Origin of the sequence: Microcoleus sp. PH2017_24_DOB_U_A (assembly GCF_020738205.1) — a bacterium.
Taxonomy (GTDB): Bacteria; Cyanobacteriota; Cyanobacteriia; order Cyanobacteriales; family Microcoleaceae; genus Microcoleus.
Genome location: NZ_JAEQCT010000116.1, coordinates 1 through 17,346 on the forward strand (window position 1 = coordinate 1; position 17,346 = coordinate 17,346).

At 47.8% G+C, this 17,346-nt stretch carries 14 protein-coding genes; 4 read left to right on the forward strand and 10 right to left on the reverse strand.

The features are described from left to right. Window positions 1–295 precede the first annotated feature (295 nt). Entirely contained in the window at window positions 296–2,209 is a 1,914-nt protein-coding gene (locus JGK07_RS27840; protein ID WP_293243240.1) for a heavy metal translocating P-type ATPase, read from the reverse strand. 542 nt (window positions 2,210–2,751) lie between these two features. Between JGK07_RS27840 and JGK07_RS27845 the strand changes: the two genes are divergently transcribed. Then, a complete protein-coding gene (locus tag JGK07_RS27845) occupies window positions 2,752–3,855 on the forward strand; it encodes a precorrin-8X methylmutase (protein ID WP_293226167.1) in 1,104 nt (367 codons plus the stop codon). Between the two features lie 234 nt (window positions 3,856–4,089). Here the strand turns inward: JGK07_RS27845 and JGK07_RS27850 are convergent, their stop codons facing one another. The 7 genes from JGK07_RS27850 to JGK07_RS27880 form a co-directional block, all read right to left on the reverse strand. Then, a complete protein-coding gene (locus JGK07_RS27850; protein ID WP_293186261.1) occupies window positions 4,090–6,201 on the reverse strand; it encodes a DNA-binding protein in 2,112 nt (703 codons plus the stop codon). A gap of 346 nt (window positions 6,202–6,547) precedes the next feature. After that, on the reverse strand, window positions 6,548–7,243 hold the full coding sequence (locus JGK07_RS27855; RefSeq protein ID WP_293186262.1) for a Uma2 family endonuclease: 696 nt from the start codon (window positions 7,241–7,243) through the stop codon (window positions 6,548–6,550). Between the two features lie 159 nt (window positions 7,244–7,402). Further along, window positions 7,403–8,395 (reverse strand): ribonuclease III domain-containing protein, encoded by a 993-nt coding sequence (locus JGK07_RS27860; protein WP_293193437.1) that lies wholly within the window; start codon window positions 8,393–8,395, stop codon window positions 7,403–7,405. 672 nt (window positions 8,396–9,067) lie between these two features. Beyond that, the gene (locus JGK07_RS27865) at window positions 9,068–9,760 is read right to left on the reverse strand and encodes a hypothetical protein (protein ID WP_293186266.1); all 693 of its coding nucleotides are present in this window, start codon (window positions 9,758–9,760) and stop codon (window positions 9,068–9,070) included. A gap of 191 nt (window positions 9,761–9,951) precedes the next feature. Beyond that, window positions 9,952–10,734, reverse strand: coding sequence for a PP2C family serine/threonine-protein phosphatase (locus tag JGK07_RS27870; protein ID WP_293186267.1), 783 nt, complete (start codon window positions 10,732–10,734; stop codon window positions 9,952–9,954). An 82-nt stretch (window positions 10,735–10,816) separates the two neighbouring features. Next, window positions 10,817–11,080 carry a hypothetical protein gene (locus tag JGK07_RS27875; RefSeq protein ID WP_293203551.1) on the reverse strand — a complete coding sequence of 88 codons (264 nt, stop codon included), beginning with the start codon at window positions 11,078–11,080 and terminating at the stop codon, window positions 10,817–10,819. Next, window positions 11,034–11,696: a VWA domain-containing protein gene (locus JGK07_RS27880; RefSeq protein WP_293186269.1), complete on the reverse strand. Its 663-nt coding sequence runs from the start codon at window positions 11,694–11,696 to the stop codon at window positions 11,034–11,036. Before JGK07_RS27880 ends, JGK07_RS27875 begins: the two co-directional genes overlap by 47 nt. A gap of 297 nt (window positions 11,697–11,993) precedes the next feature. Here JGK07_RS27880 and JGK07_RS27885 point away from each other — a divergent pair, with 297 nt between their 5' ends. After that, window positions 11,994–12,596: a Uma2 family endonuclease gene (locus JGK07_RS27885; RefSeq protein WP_293186270.1), complete on the forward strand. Its 603-nt coding sequence runs from the start codon at window positions 11,994–11,996 to the stop codon at window positions 12,594–12,596. A 52-nt stretch (window positions 12,597–12,648) separates the two neighbouring features. Then, on the forward strand, window positions 12,649–12,888 hold the full coding sequence (locus JGK07_RS27890; RefSeq protein WP_293186272.1) for a DUF6737 family protein: 240 nt from the start codon (window positions 12,649–12,651) through the stop codon (window positions 12,886–12,888). Between the two features lie 235 nt (window positions 12,889–13,123). Here the strand turns inward: JGK07_RS27890 and carB are convergent, their stop codons facing one another. Further along, window positions 13,124–16,435 carry a carbamoyl-phosphate synthase large subunit gene (gene carB / locus JGK07_RS27895; RefSeq protein WP_293243244.1) on the reverse strand — a complete coding sequence of 1,104 codons (3,312 nt, stop codon included), beginning with the start codon at window positions 16,433–16,435 and terminating at the stop codon, window positions 13,124–13,126. A 134-nt stretch (window positions 16,436–16,569) separates the two neighbouring features. Here carB and JGK07_RS27900 point away from each other — a divergent pair, with 134 nt between their 5' ends. Continuing rightward, window positions 16,570–16,716: a hypothetical protein gene (locus JGK07_RS27900; protein WP_293193436.1), complete on the forward strand. Its 147-nt coding sequence runs from the start codon at window positions 16,570–16,572 to the stop codon at window positions 16,714–16,716. 333 nt (window positions 16,717–17,049) lie between these two features. Here JGK07_RS27900 and JGK07_RS27905 read toward each other — a convergent pair whose 3' ends face one another. Continuing rightward, complete coding sequence (locus tag JGK07_RS27905) at window positions 17,050–17,190, reverse strand: hypothetical protein (protein WP_293186273.1); 141 nt, start codon at window positions 17,188–17,190, stop codon at window positions 17,050–17,052. Window positions 17,191–17,346: the final 156 nt, after the last annotated feature.

The window sequence follows — 17,346 nt, forward strand, 5'->3', positions numbered from 1 at the left end:
ACTGAAAGTCTGTACGATCGCCTGATTATCGGTATGATTGAATCAATGACGTGGCGATCGACTGACTGACTCTTTTAAGATACAAGGGGCGGGTTCACCCACCATATATGAAACCCACAAATAATCTCATAAACCCGCCCCATCCCCGCGATTATTTACATCAACATTTTACAAATAAATTTATGGTACATTTTTATTGTTGGTGGGGGAGGGCGGGTTTATGAAATTGTTGATTTTTATCGTAAATTGTTGGTGAACCCGCCCCTACAAATTCGTCTGGAAACGATTAATCTAATTAATGTCTCAGCAGCCGCAAACCACTCAATGTCACTAAAACTGTAGACCCTTCATGACCGATGACGCCGATCGGCATTGTGATATTTCCGAGAAAATTAGCAGCCAATAACAGTATAATACAACTGAGTGCAAAAATAATGTTTTGCTTGACTACATTTTGAGCGCGACGCCCCAAACTAATTGCTCGATCAAGTTGTTCTAACTTATCCGCCATTAATACGATGTCAGCAGTTTCTAAAGCCACATCGCTACCGGAAATCCCCATCGCAATTCCCACGGAAGCCTGGGCGAGGGCGGGGGCGTCGTTGATGCCGTCTCCTACCATTGCGACGGTTTGATACTGGGTTTGCAACTTTTTAATTAGGTGCACTTTGTCTTCTGGCAAAAGTTCGGCGTACACTTCATTGATGCCTAATTGGCGGGCGATATATTCAGCGGTTTGCTGGTTGTCGCCTGTCAGCATTATGATATGTTCTACGCCTAATTTTTGCAAGCGTTTTATCGTGGCTGCTGCTTCCGGGCGGACTGTATCTGCTACTGCAATGATACCTAAAAGTTCATCCTCCTTTGCCACCCAAACAACCGTTTTTCCTTCCCCTTGCAACTGATGACTTACTTCTGTCAACTCAGCAGTTGCTCCGACAAAACTGGCTTTACCAATAGTAATGGTTTGATTGTTAACTTTACCGACAATTCCTTGACCGATTTTTGCTTGTACGTCGATCGCACTTGACAACGGTAACTGTTGCTGATTTGCGGCTTGGACAATTGCTTGGCCGATCGCGTGTTCGGAATGAGCTTCCAGAGCCGCAGCCAATTGCAGAACTTCTGTTTCAGTATATCCGGTTGCTGGTACAATTTGGATAACTTGCGGTTTTCCGGTGGTGAGGGTTCCAGTTTTGTCAAAGGCGATCGCCCGAACTTGACCTATTATCTCTAATTGCGCGCCACTTTTAAACAAAATCCCCTGTCTCGCGCCGTTAGCAATCCCCGAAAGCAGCGCCGGCATAATCGAAGCCATCAGCGCACAGGGAGAAGCGACTACTAGGAAAATCAGCGCCCGATAGATGGTGTCTTCCCAATTCCAGCCCAAAACAAAGGGCGGCAAAGTTGCTAGCAGCAAGCCTAAACCGACAATTAATTTAGCATAACCGCGCTCGAACTTTTCCACAAACTGCTGAGAAGGCGGCGCTTCGGTTTGCGCTTGTTGCACCAGCCGAATCACTCGCTGAATCAAACTGCTTTCTGGACTTTTGTGCACTTCCAATTGTAGCGCGCCAGCACCGTTAATCGTGCCTGCATAGACTTCGTCGCCTGCGGTTTTTTCCACGGGCATCGATTCGCCGGTAATTGAGGCTTGGTTGAGAGCGCTGTAGCCTTCAACAATTATCGCATCTGTGGGGATGATTTCTCCGGGCTTGACTAAAATACGATCGCCAATTGCCAATTTGTCGATCGCAATTTCCCTTTCCCCATCGTACATTAGCACCCGCGCAGTATCCGCAGTCAAGCTCATCAAACTGCGAATACTCCGTTCAGTCCGCTGCATAGCATAACCTTCTAGCGCGCCGCTAATTGCAAAGATTAAAATTAAAACAGCACCATCCACAATTAAATGATATTCTCGCCGCCACAGCCCCAAACCGGCCGCGCCCAAAGCAGCCACAATCATCAACAAATCTACATCTAATTCATGTTCTTCAAACAGCGTAGTCAACCCTTCGCGGGTGCTGGAATAGCCGCCGATAACGTAAGCAGCGGGCAATATTAACACCGCTAAGCCCAGCCAACCGACTTGTAGGGCGATCGAACCCAAAATTACTAGAATTCCGCACAGGGCGGCAGTCACAGCATCGGGATGTTCTTCGGCGAGGCGCGAGAGGCGAGAAATGGGGAGGGAATTGGGAGTCATGGGATTTTAGATTTTGGATTTTAGATTTGGGATTGAAGAATTAAGCCCGTGGTTGAATCCAGCGGCTGGTTGTCAGGATGCGGAACTTTTATGTGTTTCCGCAGCCTCTACCGGGTGTCTCGAACAAAATTGCTTTCGGTTATGGGAGAAATTTGATTTGGTAGAATGACTCCTGCATCGTAAACCTTGACATTAGTGTCAATGTCAAGAGTAAAACTAAAATAAATTAAGCATCGGCGGTTCGGAGATGCGATGGTTCAACTCGCTACTCCGAAAGCCCGCCAGGGGTTGAAAACCCCTTTCTCAAAGCAAAAGTCGTCTCAAAGACGACTGAAGTTTGCTGAAAATGGCATCTAATTTTGCAGTCGGTTTTAACCGACTTCTGCTATGAGACGGGGAATTGATTCACTCCTAGGATTGGGGGTAAATGCGATAGTCAGATATACAATCCACTCTGAAAAGCTACCAACACACATCCGCGTGCATCCCCGTACATCCGCCCCTATCTGCGGTTAAAAAATCATAAAATCCCGTACAACAATATGCAGCAACAATATCTAACAATCAAACAACTTACAGACGCAGTAAAAGGCACAATTACGCCTCGGATGGTGCGGCACTATCACGCTTTGGGGCTGCTATCTCCCGCCGTGCGATCGACTTCTAACTACAGACTGTACACCCGCAGCGACGTGCAAAGACTCCAAAGAATCGTTGCACTCAAGCAGCAAGGCTTTCAACTGTCTCACATCCGCAAACTCTTAGAAACAGACGCGGAGGCTTCTCCAGACGCGGTGATGGCGACTCTTCAACGGCAATATCTGTCTGTAATTCAGCAGATTGTGCGCCTGCGAGAAACGGCTTCAGCCCTCGAAGGATTGCTGGGGCGGGATCTTTCGTGTCAAGCGGTGCAAGCGGGCGCACTGGCTCAATTGAGGCTGTTGGAGGCGGAAACTGAGGGCGGGTTGGGACATTTGGAACAACTTTGGGATGCTTGGGATGCGGGGGCCCACACTCACCCGGAGGCGTTTGGGGAGTCGTTGCAGCATTTGTTGCCGGATTTGAGCGATCGCTCGGAAATTGAGGTAGACTTGCTGTCAAAACTGGTGTTAGCATCGGGTGATTGTTCGCTGCTGCCGTTTGTGAAGTTAAGCGAAACGGCGATTAAATCTGCCCGGGAAGCTTTGAAAAATCGGTGTCAAATTGTGGCTGACGTGCCGCCTGTTTTTGCCGCTTTGGATAACACAAGATTGGCGCATTTGGGAACAAGTATTACAACTTTAATTGACGATCCGCACATCAATGCTGCGGCGGAAGCGGAACAGGAATTCTGGCACGAGCGCGAGTGGTTTGAAAAGTTGTTGAAACTGGAAAAAGGCTGTATATTGGTAGTAGGATATGCGCCGTCTGTGCTGATGGCGGTTTGTGAGGCGATCGCGATCGGGCAACTGCAACCGGCTTTGGTCATTGGAATGCCGATCGGCTTCAGTCATTCTCCGGTGGCGAAACGTCGGTTAGTGCGATCGGGCGTTCCTTATATTACGACGGTGGGGACTTTTGGCGGCGGATTGTTGGCGGCGGTTGCTTTGAATGCTTTGGTTGAGTCTTTGATTGAAAAGCCGAATTGTCACTGTCATCTTAAGTGAAAAGATGCAATTATCTGAAACTTTCCTGGACTCACCTGGCGCAAGATAAAAATGAATTATTAGGTACGTAGTTGCGCTTGGGCGCTCTTACTTATATATTGAAAGAGCGCCCAAGCGCAACAACATACCTTAAGCACACACCGTAGCTTTCTGTCAGTCCGTTATTCAATACATTACCTTCGATCGCGATCGCAACTAAGAGTGCAAAAAAACAAATTGAAGCTATAAATCAAATCACCACTTGCCCAACGCGCCCCAAACAGCACCCGAAATTACCCCCCAAATCGCCCCCAAACCAGCCCCCACGATCGCACCTACGACAGGGGCCAACTGCACCGACACCCCACCGCCCAGAGTCGGAAATATCGCACAAACCCCCGCCCCCAACACCGCACCTGCAAAAGTCGCCAAAAAACTCCCCCAAATCGCACCCAAAGCCGCACCCCGAATTCCCGAAGGCTGAAACGACACCGGCAGCTTCGGCGCAAACCCGCAAACACCCAACAAACTCCCAGAAACTAAACCTCCAATCGCACCCACACCCGCCGCCACAATTGCCACACCCAGCAACAAACCCCCAAACTCGATCGTCGGGCGCATCTGCCCGTTATATTGCTGCCAAACCACTAACCCAGCCCCTAGCAAAACACCAGCCAAAGTCCCCAAAAACGCTCCCCAAACCGCCCCCAAGAATGCTCCCCGCCGGCCCCACACCCTCCCCACCGGCAGTGCCAGAGGAGGCGAAAAAGCCGCCCAAATACAGCCCCAGACAGTACCAATCCCCGCGCCCGACAAAATCCCTTGCCCGATCGCCCGATTATCACTAATCGCCCCAAACACCACACCGCTGATCGCAGCCAAAAAGAAAGCCCCCCAGAGAGTCCCCAGCAAAACTCCCCCCCACTTCCGCCAAATCTGGTTCGGCGACAAAGTAAAAATGCCCCACATCATCCCAAAAAAACTGCCCCAAATCGAACCGACAAAAATTGCCCCCAAAATCGCGCCGCCGCCCTCCGCGATCGCCGAAAAAATCCCCGCCACCGCCGCCAAACACAAAGTACCCCAAACACCACCCCAAGCAGCATCCTGAACAATCCGCTCAAACTTGCTAGGGGGAATCTGAGGCGCCGGAGTCCGACTCCGAGAAGGAATCGGTAGCATCGGCATTTGATAGTTGCCCAGTTGGCGCGGCAGCCCCGTCGAGGGCTGTTGTCGGCGCACTGCGGTCTCCCTCACGACGGGTGGTGGTTGGGGCTTTTTACGCTTGGTTTTGGCGGGCTGCAAGTGCAATCCGTTGCTGACTGCCTGCCGCGAAGGAAACGGATCGCGACCTTTGAGGAGTTTTGCCCGATCGCACCAAGGGCACCGACTCAGATGATTTCCGTATTTGTGCTGAGTGTTTTTGCTGCAAGTAAGTAGAGAATCTTCCGCTTCCCGAATCGCATTCACCCAAGTTTTCGCATCCGGGCGCGCCGACGGATTCCCGTGCCCTTCCTCAAAACAGCGGATAAACATCTGTCGCAGCCGGGGATGCAGCATCTCGAAAGATGGCGCTGCGGGCATCGGGCGGTAGGGTATCCGCTTGGTACCGCTGGGGAAATGGCCCGATCGAATTCTCGCCTCCAAAGACGGCGGTTCGTCGCTACCGAGATACACTCCCGAAAACGGGTGCGTACCTTCCATTAACAATTGAAAAATTAATACCCCCAAACCGAACAAATCGTGCTCTGGGGCTCGATCGATATCGCGGAAAGTCTGGCCCTGCAATTCCGGCGGAGTAAACTCGGGTTTCCCCACGGGACACCGATAAACGTAACCTGTATAAGGATCGCGCACTTGAAACGAATCCGTGTCTACCAGCGTTACCAAAGCCGTATCCGTGACAAGAATATTTGACTCGTTGACATCGCCGATGACGTAACCCCTGACGTGGAGGGCATTTACCGCCGAGGCAAGGTTTCTGGCGGTGCGGTGGAGGTAAAGATAGTTAAATAGGGGTTTTTGTTCGCGCCTGGTTTTGGGAGTGTAGAAAGTGTGTACCGGCAGCACTTTCTTGACGCGCGGCATCACAAAACCGACGATTTTTTCGCGCCCGCCGACAGTATGCAGCAAATCGAGAGGCCAAGCAATTGAGGCGTGTCCCGGTTCCGCGATCGGCGCATCCGGTGGCATACTGAACATGACTGTGAGTTTGTCGCCGTCTTCGTCTGTCGGTTTGTGGTAGATTTTTGCTACCAGGGACGAGTCTTTGGCGATCGGGTAGATGCGACCTTGACCGCCACTGGCGATCGCGCTGTTGGTGTCGATCGCAATCAGTTGTCCGCTAAATTGGCGTTGCAACTGCATAGAATTCCGTTAGGGGATAGAGGATTAGTCATCAGTTGACAGTTGACAGTTGACAGTTGACAGTTAACAGCTATCTTTTCCGTCGATAGAAGAGGATTGGAGTGTTGACAGTTGACAGCTACCCATAGCCGTCGATAGAAGAGGATTTGATTTCCCCCTAAACGGGAAGGCTTCAGCCCCAATTTTCATGCGTGAATTTTAGATCTGAGATTTTAGATTGAAGAAAGCGACCCCACTGATAAACCGATAATTCTATTTTATTGTGGGATGGGCATCATGCCCGTCCTGAAAAACTCAGCAACAGGCAAGATGCCTGTTCCACCATAGTTCAATTTTGCAATTGTGGTTACAGTCGATCGGGCTCTATTCCCATGTCTCGGAGTCTTAATTCTAAGGCTTGCGATCGCGATCGTTCTTGTTCCAGCAGCATTTCTGCCTGTTCGGCCCGCGCCTCGGCTTGCTGTCGCAGTCGATCGAGTTCCACAAAATTCATAAACGGTTCTTGGTTAGCCCCGAACATTTCGAGTCCTGTTTGAGATAATTGAAACCGCACTCCCAGTCTCGGACTGATCCAGCCGTCCATTTGTTCGATCGCTTCAAATTGTGACTCAACCTGCAACCATCCTGTCAGTTCTAAAGTTTGCGGGTTGTACAAATAGTATTCTTCCACACCGTAGCGTTCGTAAAATTGAAATTTTTGAATCATCGGAGTCAGACGATTTCCCGGCGACCAAATTTCAAAGGCGACTTGCGGTGCAATATTACCTTCGTTCCACTGTTGGTAAGAACCTCGATATCCTTTGGGGATGCCAAAAACTGCCATCACATCTGGCGCTTGGCATAGTTTATTATTTCCTTCCACCGGATACCACAGCAAGTCACCCGCTACAAAAACATTCTGGTCATTTGCAAACAGCAATTCTAAGTTTTCTTTAATCCAAACAATTAATCGAAACTGATCTGTATTGTTTGACATCGGTTCGCCGTTATCGTCGGGGTAGATGACATTTGATTTTTCGGGAGATTGCAGTTGTGTAACCATTGCTGTTTTCCCATTCTTTTTAATGAGTTGATTTTAGTTTAACCGATAAAATTGGGTCTGAAGCCTCCCCGTTTAGGGGGAAATCAAAGAAAATGATTCATTGCTCCAATCCTCTTCTATCCACACAAGAGGTAGCTGTCAACTGTCAACTGTCAACTGTCAACTGATGAACCGATCGCCTGTTTCGTCTTCCAGTTCGTCAACTGCGGTTTTGATGAAGTTATCCACCAACCAGTCGCGGGTGCGCGAGAAATTGCTCTCCAATTCCAGGTAATGACTGCCTAATTTTGCCTTAAAGTCTTTGGGAAAAATCTCTTTGGCGGCTAACAGATTTTTCCAGCGGGTTAACTGGCTGCTGTTGCGATCGGGAAAGCGGTTGTACAAATAGTCGATCGCGATCGCCTCTAGAATGTCCGCACCCAAGATTTCCCGCCGTTTTAGCTCGTTTAAGAGCGTACTTTTCGACTGCTGAGTTAGATCTAAGTGTTCGCCCATCGTTCCTTCGATCGACTGCTGGATCAGCCAGTTACCCGCACGCAAAAAATCGCGATCGAATTCCAAGTAAATCGCCCCCGACAAAGCCTCAAAAATCTGGGCTAAAAATTTATTGTACTCGCTTTGTTCTGTTGCTTTCCCGCTGGCGGCTCCCCGACAGAGTTCGTTCAATTTCAGATTTTCGGCAAATTCCGAGAGTTTTTGACTGTCTGCTAAACGAGCTTTTAAGGTTGAAATCGCATCGCAGTCGAGTTCGGGATATTCGCGGTACAGGTAATCGGTAACAACAGCACCGAAAATCGCTCCGCCTAAGAGTGAAAGCCGTTTTTGCTTCACATCTTCCCCAGCCGGAGACTCCTCCGGGCGATCGCAGCGGCTGCTCAAGGCCGTTTCCAGCAGTTCGGTTTGCCCAAAGTCCGAAATGCCGATCGCTACTTTGACTGCTTCAATATCTACCTGTTTAAATTTTATCTGCTCTAATTCTTCTTCACATTTTGCCCACTTTTCCAACCAATCACCGCCAGCATTTTCCACATACAAATCAACAAAATCCACCCCGTGGTGCATCCAATCATCCTGCATTTTTCGGGCAGATTCTAGTTCTTCAAAGACTTTTTGTAAATTGCTTTCAACGGTGCTTGTACCTTTTACTGTCATAGTATTGATTTTGATGTAATTTGATTTTATTCCAACAATTTCAGCGCACTTCAATCTAATCTCAATTCAATTTATACCCAGTTGCTAGTTATTTTACCTGAAAGAATTGGTTTAAAGCCCCAAGCCCGATCGGGAGGAATTAAGAGAAGACTATTCATTACTCCAATCCTCTTCCTTATGATTGTCAAATGCCCTCAAGCGGTCAACTGTCAATTGTCAACTGAATGAATAGATTGATTGTTTCGGTAAATTTTCCCATTTCTCAGCCAAGAATTCCGGAGAACCTCTATCTTTCACAGGCAGCCATCGGGCCGTGCACCTTACGGCTATTGATTGCTGCGGTAAATCTTCCCGTTGCTGGGCCAGGAATTACGCAGAACCTCTATCTTTTGTAGGGTGCGAATTACACACCTTACCGCTATTGATTGCTGCCGTAAATCTTCTCGTTGTTTAGCATTCGTATCAATTACCTGTTTCCGCACTTTGCCATATCCCCCCGGGAAACAGAGAATGGGAGGAAAAATCTTGGCGTAGCCTTCGGGCCCAATGGAAGCGGGCTGATGATTAAGTTGGTGGCATTGTCTAAAATTCTGCAATATGCGAGTTATTCAAAATTTCTTGTTCACCGAATTTTGAGCAGTCGAACTATTCTCAGCAGCAGATCGGGTGAATTTATGGGAATTTGAGGTAGCGACCTGCGGGCAAATTATCACTATTATATAATGCAATGTTAACTAACTGGTTCAGGAAATTTGCATCTTTTGTATCATAACTTAAAAATAGTCCTCTGTCAATCCCCCAACCTCGAAGAGTTTGTTGCCAATTTTCATATTTTTGTTGAGAAAATTCATCAGAAAGAGTAGTGACTTGAATGCACAGGGGCTGCTGTTGGCGGTTGCTGACGATCGAATCGGTAGCCATAGAAAGATCTGCTACATAGCGATACAAAACACTGCCTTGGCGTTCGACTATCCGGGCGGCGATCGCACGAATGACGCGATCGTCAGCCGGATCGAATTTACCCGCCTTGAGTTTTTGTTTCCAGATGTAAAATTTGCGATCGTTTTCACTCAGCCATTTAGGAAATAGATAGCCGTACCAATACCTTTCGCCCGGAGTCATTGACTCAAACGCCGTTTCTCGATCTCTTTCCGAAGATAGGGATTGAAGCGCCAGCCAAACCTGAGAATCTCGCATAAGCTGTAGCAAAAAAGCCAGCACAAATTTCTTAGCAGTTAGCGAACCGGGTTTGACATCTTTCACCCAGCGATTGATTTCATCCAATCTTCTCGCCAAACTCGGATCTATAAGATCTGCTTCGCTAATTAGGGAGTTGAGCTTATCCTTAATCTCTTGTGCTTGCAAGTGACGACCTACTGTACAGATTAAACCAGAATTGTTGACACCTCGATTTTATTATAGAAGCGCACCAAATTTTCGCCGCTCATTCATTTGAAGCGATTAGACTTGTTGCCAAATTCAGAATCGGGAATTTTTTACCGCAGATAAATGCCGATTGACGCAGATGGATGTTGGCTTTTTCAATATGTTTATTTTTAATTGTCCTGTGCCTCCGAACTCGAAAAAGTTGCTAACAATAATGTTAAGTCATCATCGGTGCGATCGCACACGCGGGGCGATCGCAAAAACGACTCTAATTGCTCTTTTGCATCCGCATCTTCCTTCGCCGTGCCCGAAAACCGAAACAAAGGTGCAAAAAACGGCCCGTGGGGCGTACCTTCCGGGATTTTGAGAGCGAGCATTTGCAAGCCGTCGGAAAACACAGCCAAGTGCCGCAGGGGTTCCCGCATTACCTGAAATTGCGCTGTTTCGATCGCATTTGGCGAAATCAAAAATATGGTTTCATTGATATATTCACCGCAGGGAGGTATCGTAAGGGCGATCGCATTTCCCGCACTATCGCCCGCCACCGCCGCACCATCGCCAATTTGAGCAACCGCGATCAATTCCGGCGTAGCCACAACCGCAATTAAAGTGCAAGCTAAATCCCTCGCCGCCACTTCCCGGGTTGCAGCTTCCGCTTCCACAGCCGCCCGCGCAACTTGCAGGGATGCTGTGAAAAATACCTGCCATTCCTCGTCACTTTCAGGCTGCAAATCCTGTTGACAAATCGTTTCCACAACCGCTTCCACAGCAATTTTTGCCCCCACTTCTGCCAGTGCAGCCGAACCCGCGCCGTCAGCTACCGCTGCTACCAAAACACCGTTAGACAAGACGCGCCAACAGTGGGCATCTTGACAGGGTTGCGATCGTTTTTCGTGGCTCGTACCAGTCACCGATGCGGCTACAACTTGCCAATTAAATAATGAATTATCCATTAATAACTCTTGTATTCAAAACTTCGTAAATTCAAAACTATGGAAATTTATTGGGAGCATCTCATTGTTGTAAAAAGCATTTTTATGTAGTAGTGCGAGCGTCCCCGCTCGCTTCTATAACCAAGCGATCGTCCCCGCTCGCTTCTATAACCAAGCGAGCGGGGACGCTCGCTTCTATAACCAAGCGAGCGGGGACGCTCGCACTTTTAAAGCAAAATTGAGATTCTCCCAATTCATTGTAAGCACTTCGCACCTTACCAATGACTGATGCAAACTGCCAACTGCAAACTGCCAACTGACTAAACAGTTCCCCATCCGGGCGGTGGAAGTGCGACTTGTTCGTCAATTTTTGAGTGAGAAACTCTCTGCATACTAGCCGACAGCCAAATGAACATCTCTCGAAAGTCTAATCCTTTTAATTTTACAGGAGTGCGATCGACAATTTCCGCGAGACGGGAGATATTCGCACCTTCCACACCGACTGCAAAAAAAGCCACGCGCTTGTTAGTTTCTTCCTCTTTGATCCGCTGTGCTGCGATTTCCACAACATCGTCCGATTCGCCTTGAGGTTCGCCGTCGGTAATCATAAATACCCACGGGCGGTAATAGGTAATGCCGTTGTTGCGGTATTCGGATTTGCGGGCTGCAATGGTGTCTAGTGCTAGCTGAATGCCGGCGCCCATGTGGGTTTGTCCTTGGGCTGTCAGCAGCGGTGTCTCGAACTGATCGGCGGTCACGAAGTCTTGCACGACTTTGATATTATTGTCAAAGGAAATAATTGCGACTTCGACTCGCTTTTTAGCTAGTTCATCTTTAATTAAGTCATTCCTAAAAACTTCCAGCCCCTCATTCAAAGCGTCTATGGGTGCGCCTTGCATGGAGCCGGAGGTGTCCAGCAGGAGGACGCAGGGACACCGTGGCTCTGGGTTTTCGGCAAATTCTACGGCTTCGTCTAGTCTCATGGTTCAGGATTGACCTTGGAGTGGCTCGGTTTTTAGCATTGTCACTTTACTGTATCAAGTCAGTAACATATTTAAATGCAACTTGCTAGGGCGATCGCATTTTACCATTTTCGTGAAATATCAGCGTCAAATATTTAGTGTCAAATATCAGAAGGGTGATTCACGCTCCCGATAGCTTCGCTTCACGATCTTTTGTTCGTCCCCGCTCATCCGCCTTCATCTGCGGTCAAAAAAACAAATTCATTCTTGTCTGTGCTAGTATAGACTAATAGTATTCCTGCAAAATAAGGATATCTTATGATTGCAACAGTCACAGAAAAGTTGACCTTTGACCAATTTCTTGTAGAATGTCCCGAAGATGGACTCTATGAACTGGTAAATGGAGAAATTGTCGAAATAATTTCAACCCGAAATCATATTGATGTTGCCGGCTACATCCGTGACTCTTTTTACGCTCAAATCAAAAATCTGAGCTTAAATTATGTAGTGACAAGCCAAACAGCTATCAGAACTGTAAATAAAGCTGGAGTAGAACAAGGGCGGAGACCCGATGTCAGTGTAATCGATCGCGATTTGTGGCGATATGACCGCTCGGCTTATGCTGCCTTGCGCGAACCAATTCAGTTGGCGGTGGAGGTAACATCAATGAATTGGAATGTCGATTATATTCACAAATTTGATGAGTATCAGCGTCTCGGAATTTCAGAATATTGGGTTGTGGATTATTTGGGAATTGCTAGCTCAAAATTCATCGGAAAGCCGAAAGTTGCGACTGTATTTGTCCACCTTTTGGATGCAGACGGTAATTATCAAACAACTACGTTTAAGGGCAGCGATCGAATTGTGTCTCGGACTTTTCCAGAATTAACGCTGACAGCAGAACAGGTACTGTATGCTTAAATTAGGTTGATTAGCCTAACTCTGTTATTATCTATAAAAAATCACTGCAAATATGAAAACTGTTTCTGAACAAAAACCTGTTAGTCCTTGGAATTACAAACCTTGGTGGTGTCAGCCTTGGTCGATTCTTTTGACAGGAACAAGTCTAATTTCTGGTAGTTGGTTTTTGCTAAAAACTGTTTGGATAACAGTTTTAGTCGCGATTCCTTTATTGACTTGGATGGGATTTTTCTTGTTGGTTTGGCCGAGGTTGATGCTGTCTAGCGGTGCTTTGGATTCTCATTCAGATTAGGTTTTGGGCGGTGCGTAGATAGATTTCATAACTTACGCCACTTTCAAAAGTATGTTGTTGCGCTTCAGCGCTCTTTTTTGTCTTATATAAAAGAGCGCTGAAGCGCAACTACGTACCTATACCGTGTTGCGCTTCAGCGCTCTTTTTTGTCTTATATAAAAGAGCGCTGAAGCGCAACTACGTACCTATACCGTAAATTTACAGCAATGTATGCAGTGCCTACCCTACAATAACTCTACACTTGCGGGTAATAGTCTTGAATTGCTTTCACTTCCATCGGATGCGATTTGAGCGATCGAATTCCCGATGCTGTCGCCTTAGCACCGGCTATTGTGGTAATAATTGGGATTTTGTAAGTCAAAGCTGTGCGACGGATAAAGATGCCGTCAGCGCGGGATTCTTCGCCGGAAGGTGTGGTAATAATTAGTTGGATTTTCTCATTCTTGATCGAATCCAACAAATTTGGCCGCCCTTCGTGCAGCTTCAATTCCAAATCTACGTCTAAACCTTGCTCTCGCAAAACTTTGCGCGTACCGTGGGTTGCGACTATTTTGAAACCCAATTCCAAGAATTCCTTGATTACTGGTACTACTGCTAGTTTATCGCGATCGCGCATCGAAACCAACACAGTTCCAGACTGCGGCATCACTTGGCCAGCACCGAGTTGAGCTTTGGCGAAGGCTTTGCCGAAATCTGTGTCAATTCCCATGACTTCGCCAGTCGATCGCATTTCCGGCCCTAACAATGTATCAGTTCCTGGGAATTTAGCAAACGGTAGCACGGCTTCTTTCACGGAAACGTGAATTGGTATAATCTCTTTAGTAAAACCTAAAGCTTCCAGAGTTTGGCCAGACATGACTCGCGATGCCATTTTGGCTAGGGGAACTCCAATTGCTTTGGATACGAAAGGTACTGTACGAGAAGCGCGCGGGTTAGCTTCCAAAATGAAAACCTGTTCGCCTTGTACCGCAAATTGAATGTTCATCAACCCGATGACTTTCAAGGCTTTTGCTAGTTCTATTGTCTGGCGGCGGATTGTGACTAAGGCTGCGTCAGAAAGCGTTTGGTAAGGGATGGAACAAGCCGAGTCACCGGAGTGGATGCCCGCTTCTTCGATGTGTTCCATGATACCACCGATGGTGACATTGCCAGTCGCATCGGCGATCGCATCTACATCAACCTCGATCGCATTTTCCAAGAACTTGTCAATTAAAATCGGATGATCTGGTTCTACGTGTACTGCATAAGTCATGTAGCGTTCCAATTCCGCATCGGAATAAACAATTTCCATCCCTCGCCCGCCCAACACGTAACTCGGCCGCACAACTACTGGATAACCGATCCGTTGAGCTACTATTAAGGAATCCTGAAAACTACGGGCCAAACCGTTAGCAGCTTGCTGAATATCCAATTCCCGCAGAATCTTTTCAAATCTTTCCCTGTCTTCTGCCGCATCAATAGAATCCGGGGAAGTTCCCCAGATTTTTGTTTGTACGTCGGGGTGATTTTCGAGAGCTTTTTGCAAAGGAATCGCCAATTTCAGCGGCGTTTGTCCGCCAAATTGAATGATTACTCCCTCCGGATTTTCCGCCTCGATGATGTTGAGAACATCTTCTTTGGTTAGCGGTTCAAAATACAGGCGATCGCTCGTATCGTAGTCTGTCGAAACCGTCTCCGGGTTCGAGTTGACCATAATTGTCTCAAACCCATCTTCCCCGAGGGAATAGGAAGCGTGACAGCAACAGTAATCAAACTCAATCCCCTGTCCGATCCGGTTTGGGCCGCCACCTAAAATCATGACTTTGCGCTTAGTAGAAGGCAAAACTTCCGACTCCGGCGCCAGACTGTGGCCGACAGGCGAAATCTTCTTTTCTTCATCGCCCAATTCCCAAATTGCTGCTCCAGCTTCGTAGGTGGAATAGTAATATGGTGTAAAGGCTTCAAACTCGGCCGCGCAGGTATCGACTGTTTTGTAAATCGGGATGACGCCTAACTGTTTGCGGTAGGCGCGGACTTCATCTTCCGATGTTTTTGTAGCGTAAGCAATTTGGCGATCGCTAAATCCCAACTGCTTTATTTCAAACATTGTGTCTTTTGTCAACTGTTTGAGTGCAGTTCGTTTCAAAAACTTCTCGGCTTCCAGCAATTCCTGCATTTTATCCAAAAACCAGGGGTCAATTGCTGTGAGTTCAAAGATGTCTTCCACGGACATTCCCATCATCATCGCGTGGCGGACTGTAAAAATGCGATCGGGATTTGGCGTTCGCAATCCGGCGCGAATTTGTTCCAAACTCGGCAACTTTTCCGGTTTGTCGCATCCGAAACCTGCGCGGCCAGTTTCCAATCCCCGCAGTGCTTTTTGGAAAGATTCGTTGAAGCTGCGCCCGATCGCCATTACCTCTCCTACTGACTTCATTTGCGTTGTCAGATTCGGTTCGGAACCGGGGAACTTTTCAAAGGCAAATCGGGGAATCTTCGTCACCACATAGTCAATTGTCGGTTCAAAAGACGCGGGAGTTTTCTTGGTAATATCGTTGGAAATTTCGTCTAGGGTGTAACCTACTGCTAATTTTGCCGCCATTTTGGCGATCGGGAAACCTGTTGCTTTCGAGGCCAAGGCGGAGGAACGGGAAACCCGGGGATTCATTTCAATTACAATGAAATCGCCGTTGACTGGATTGACTGCAAATTGAATGTTAGAACCACCTGTTTCTACTCCAATTTCGCGGATAATTTTAACCGAAGCATCGCGCAGGCGCTGATATTCTTTGTCTGTCAGAGTTTGGGCTGGTGCGACGGTAATCGAATCGCCCGTGTGCACGCCCATCGGGTCAAGATTCTCGATCGAACAAATAATCACTACATTATCTGCCAAATCCCGCATCACTTCCAGTTCGTACTCTTTCCAACCGATCAAAGATTGTTCGATCAAAATTTGCGATACCGGACTAGCATCAACACCGCCTTGGGCCATTTCTTCAAACTCTTCTTGATTGTAAGAAATCCCGCCTCCCGTGCCGCCCATTGTAAAAGCCGGACGGATAATTAACGGATAAGTACCGATTTGGTGGCCGATTGCTTTGGCCTCGTCGAGATTGTTAGCAATTCCCGAAGGGCAAACTGCCACACCAATTCGTGCCATCGCTTCCTTAAATAACAGCCGATCTTCGGCCATTTCAATTGCTGGTAATTTAGCGCCAATTAACTCTACATTGTACTTTTCCAGAACACCATTTTTAGCAACGGCAACGGCTAAATTTAGTGCTGTTTGACCGCCCATAGTCGGTAAAATTGCTTGAGGTCTTTCTTTAGCGATGATTTGTTCGAGGATGGCCGGCGTTAGGGGTTCGATGTAAATGCGATCGGCAGTTTCCGGATCGGTCATAATCGTTGCAGGGTTGGAATTCACCAGCACTACTTCGTAACCTTCTTCTCGCAAAGCTTTGCAAGCTTGTGTCCCCGAATAGTCGAACTCGCACGCTTGGCCGATAACAATTGGGCCGGAACCAATCAGGAGAATCTTTTTTAAGTCTTGGCGGCGGGGCATAGGTTCGTAATTGGTAATTGGACAGGATTGATGATAAATTTGATATTTTGCATCATTCTGAGAAACAGGCTCTCTGAGCTGTTCCACCAAAAGCTTACTCAAAACAGTGCAAGTTTTGTTGTTAATTTGAAATTGTGCACCATTATCAGCATTTTGGAAGCGGAACCTCGCGACTCCGGCTGACAGGCGCCGCCAGCGAAGGAGAAATATTGATGGGGAAAGGGCGCAGTCGATCGCTAAATCCAGACTATTTTAAGTGTTGCGGTCAAATCGTGCTGTAATATACACAATCTTGGTCTGGCGCGCGATCGTGGTAGGGACACGGCACTACCCAAGGAGTGTCAACTTAACGTCAAACCCGCAGTCCGATAGTCCGGCAGGGGCTGAAACCCCTGCATCAAAGCGAAAGTCCTCTCAAAGAGGACTCAAGAACTCATTAGTCCTTTTTGAGAGGACTGTCTTCTATTAGCCAGGGACTTGAGTCCCTGGCGGGCTGGCGGGTGGGCGGCAGGAATCTGGCGGGCTAACGGCTTAAGTTGATACCAATGGGTACTACCGTCTCCTGACTGTGGGAAACGGGTAAAATCCACCGGATGGGATGATGAAATTGCCCTCTAAACCGGCCAAGGATGTGACAATCGTACATCCAGCCGTGCAGGGGCGGTAGATGGAGGGAGGACACCGCACCCTGCCGTTTCCCTACCCGCAAACATCGATCGCCCGCTAAGGATGTGACAATCTAAGTTAGCACCCATCTCTCCCCCTCTCCCCCTCTCCCCCTCTCCAACCTACTAGATGAGGGAATGTGCCGAGTATTGTAAAACTTCATTCAGTTTGTAAGCATAAGTAATCAAGCATGGTATTATGTGGTCAGGAGGTTGAGAATGCAGCTAACAGAACGTCACATCATT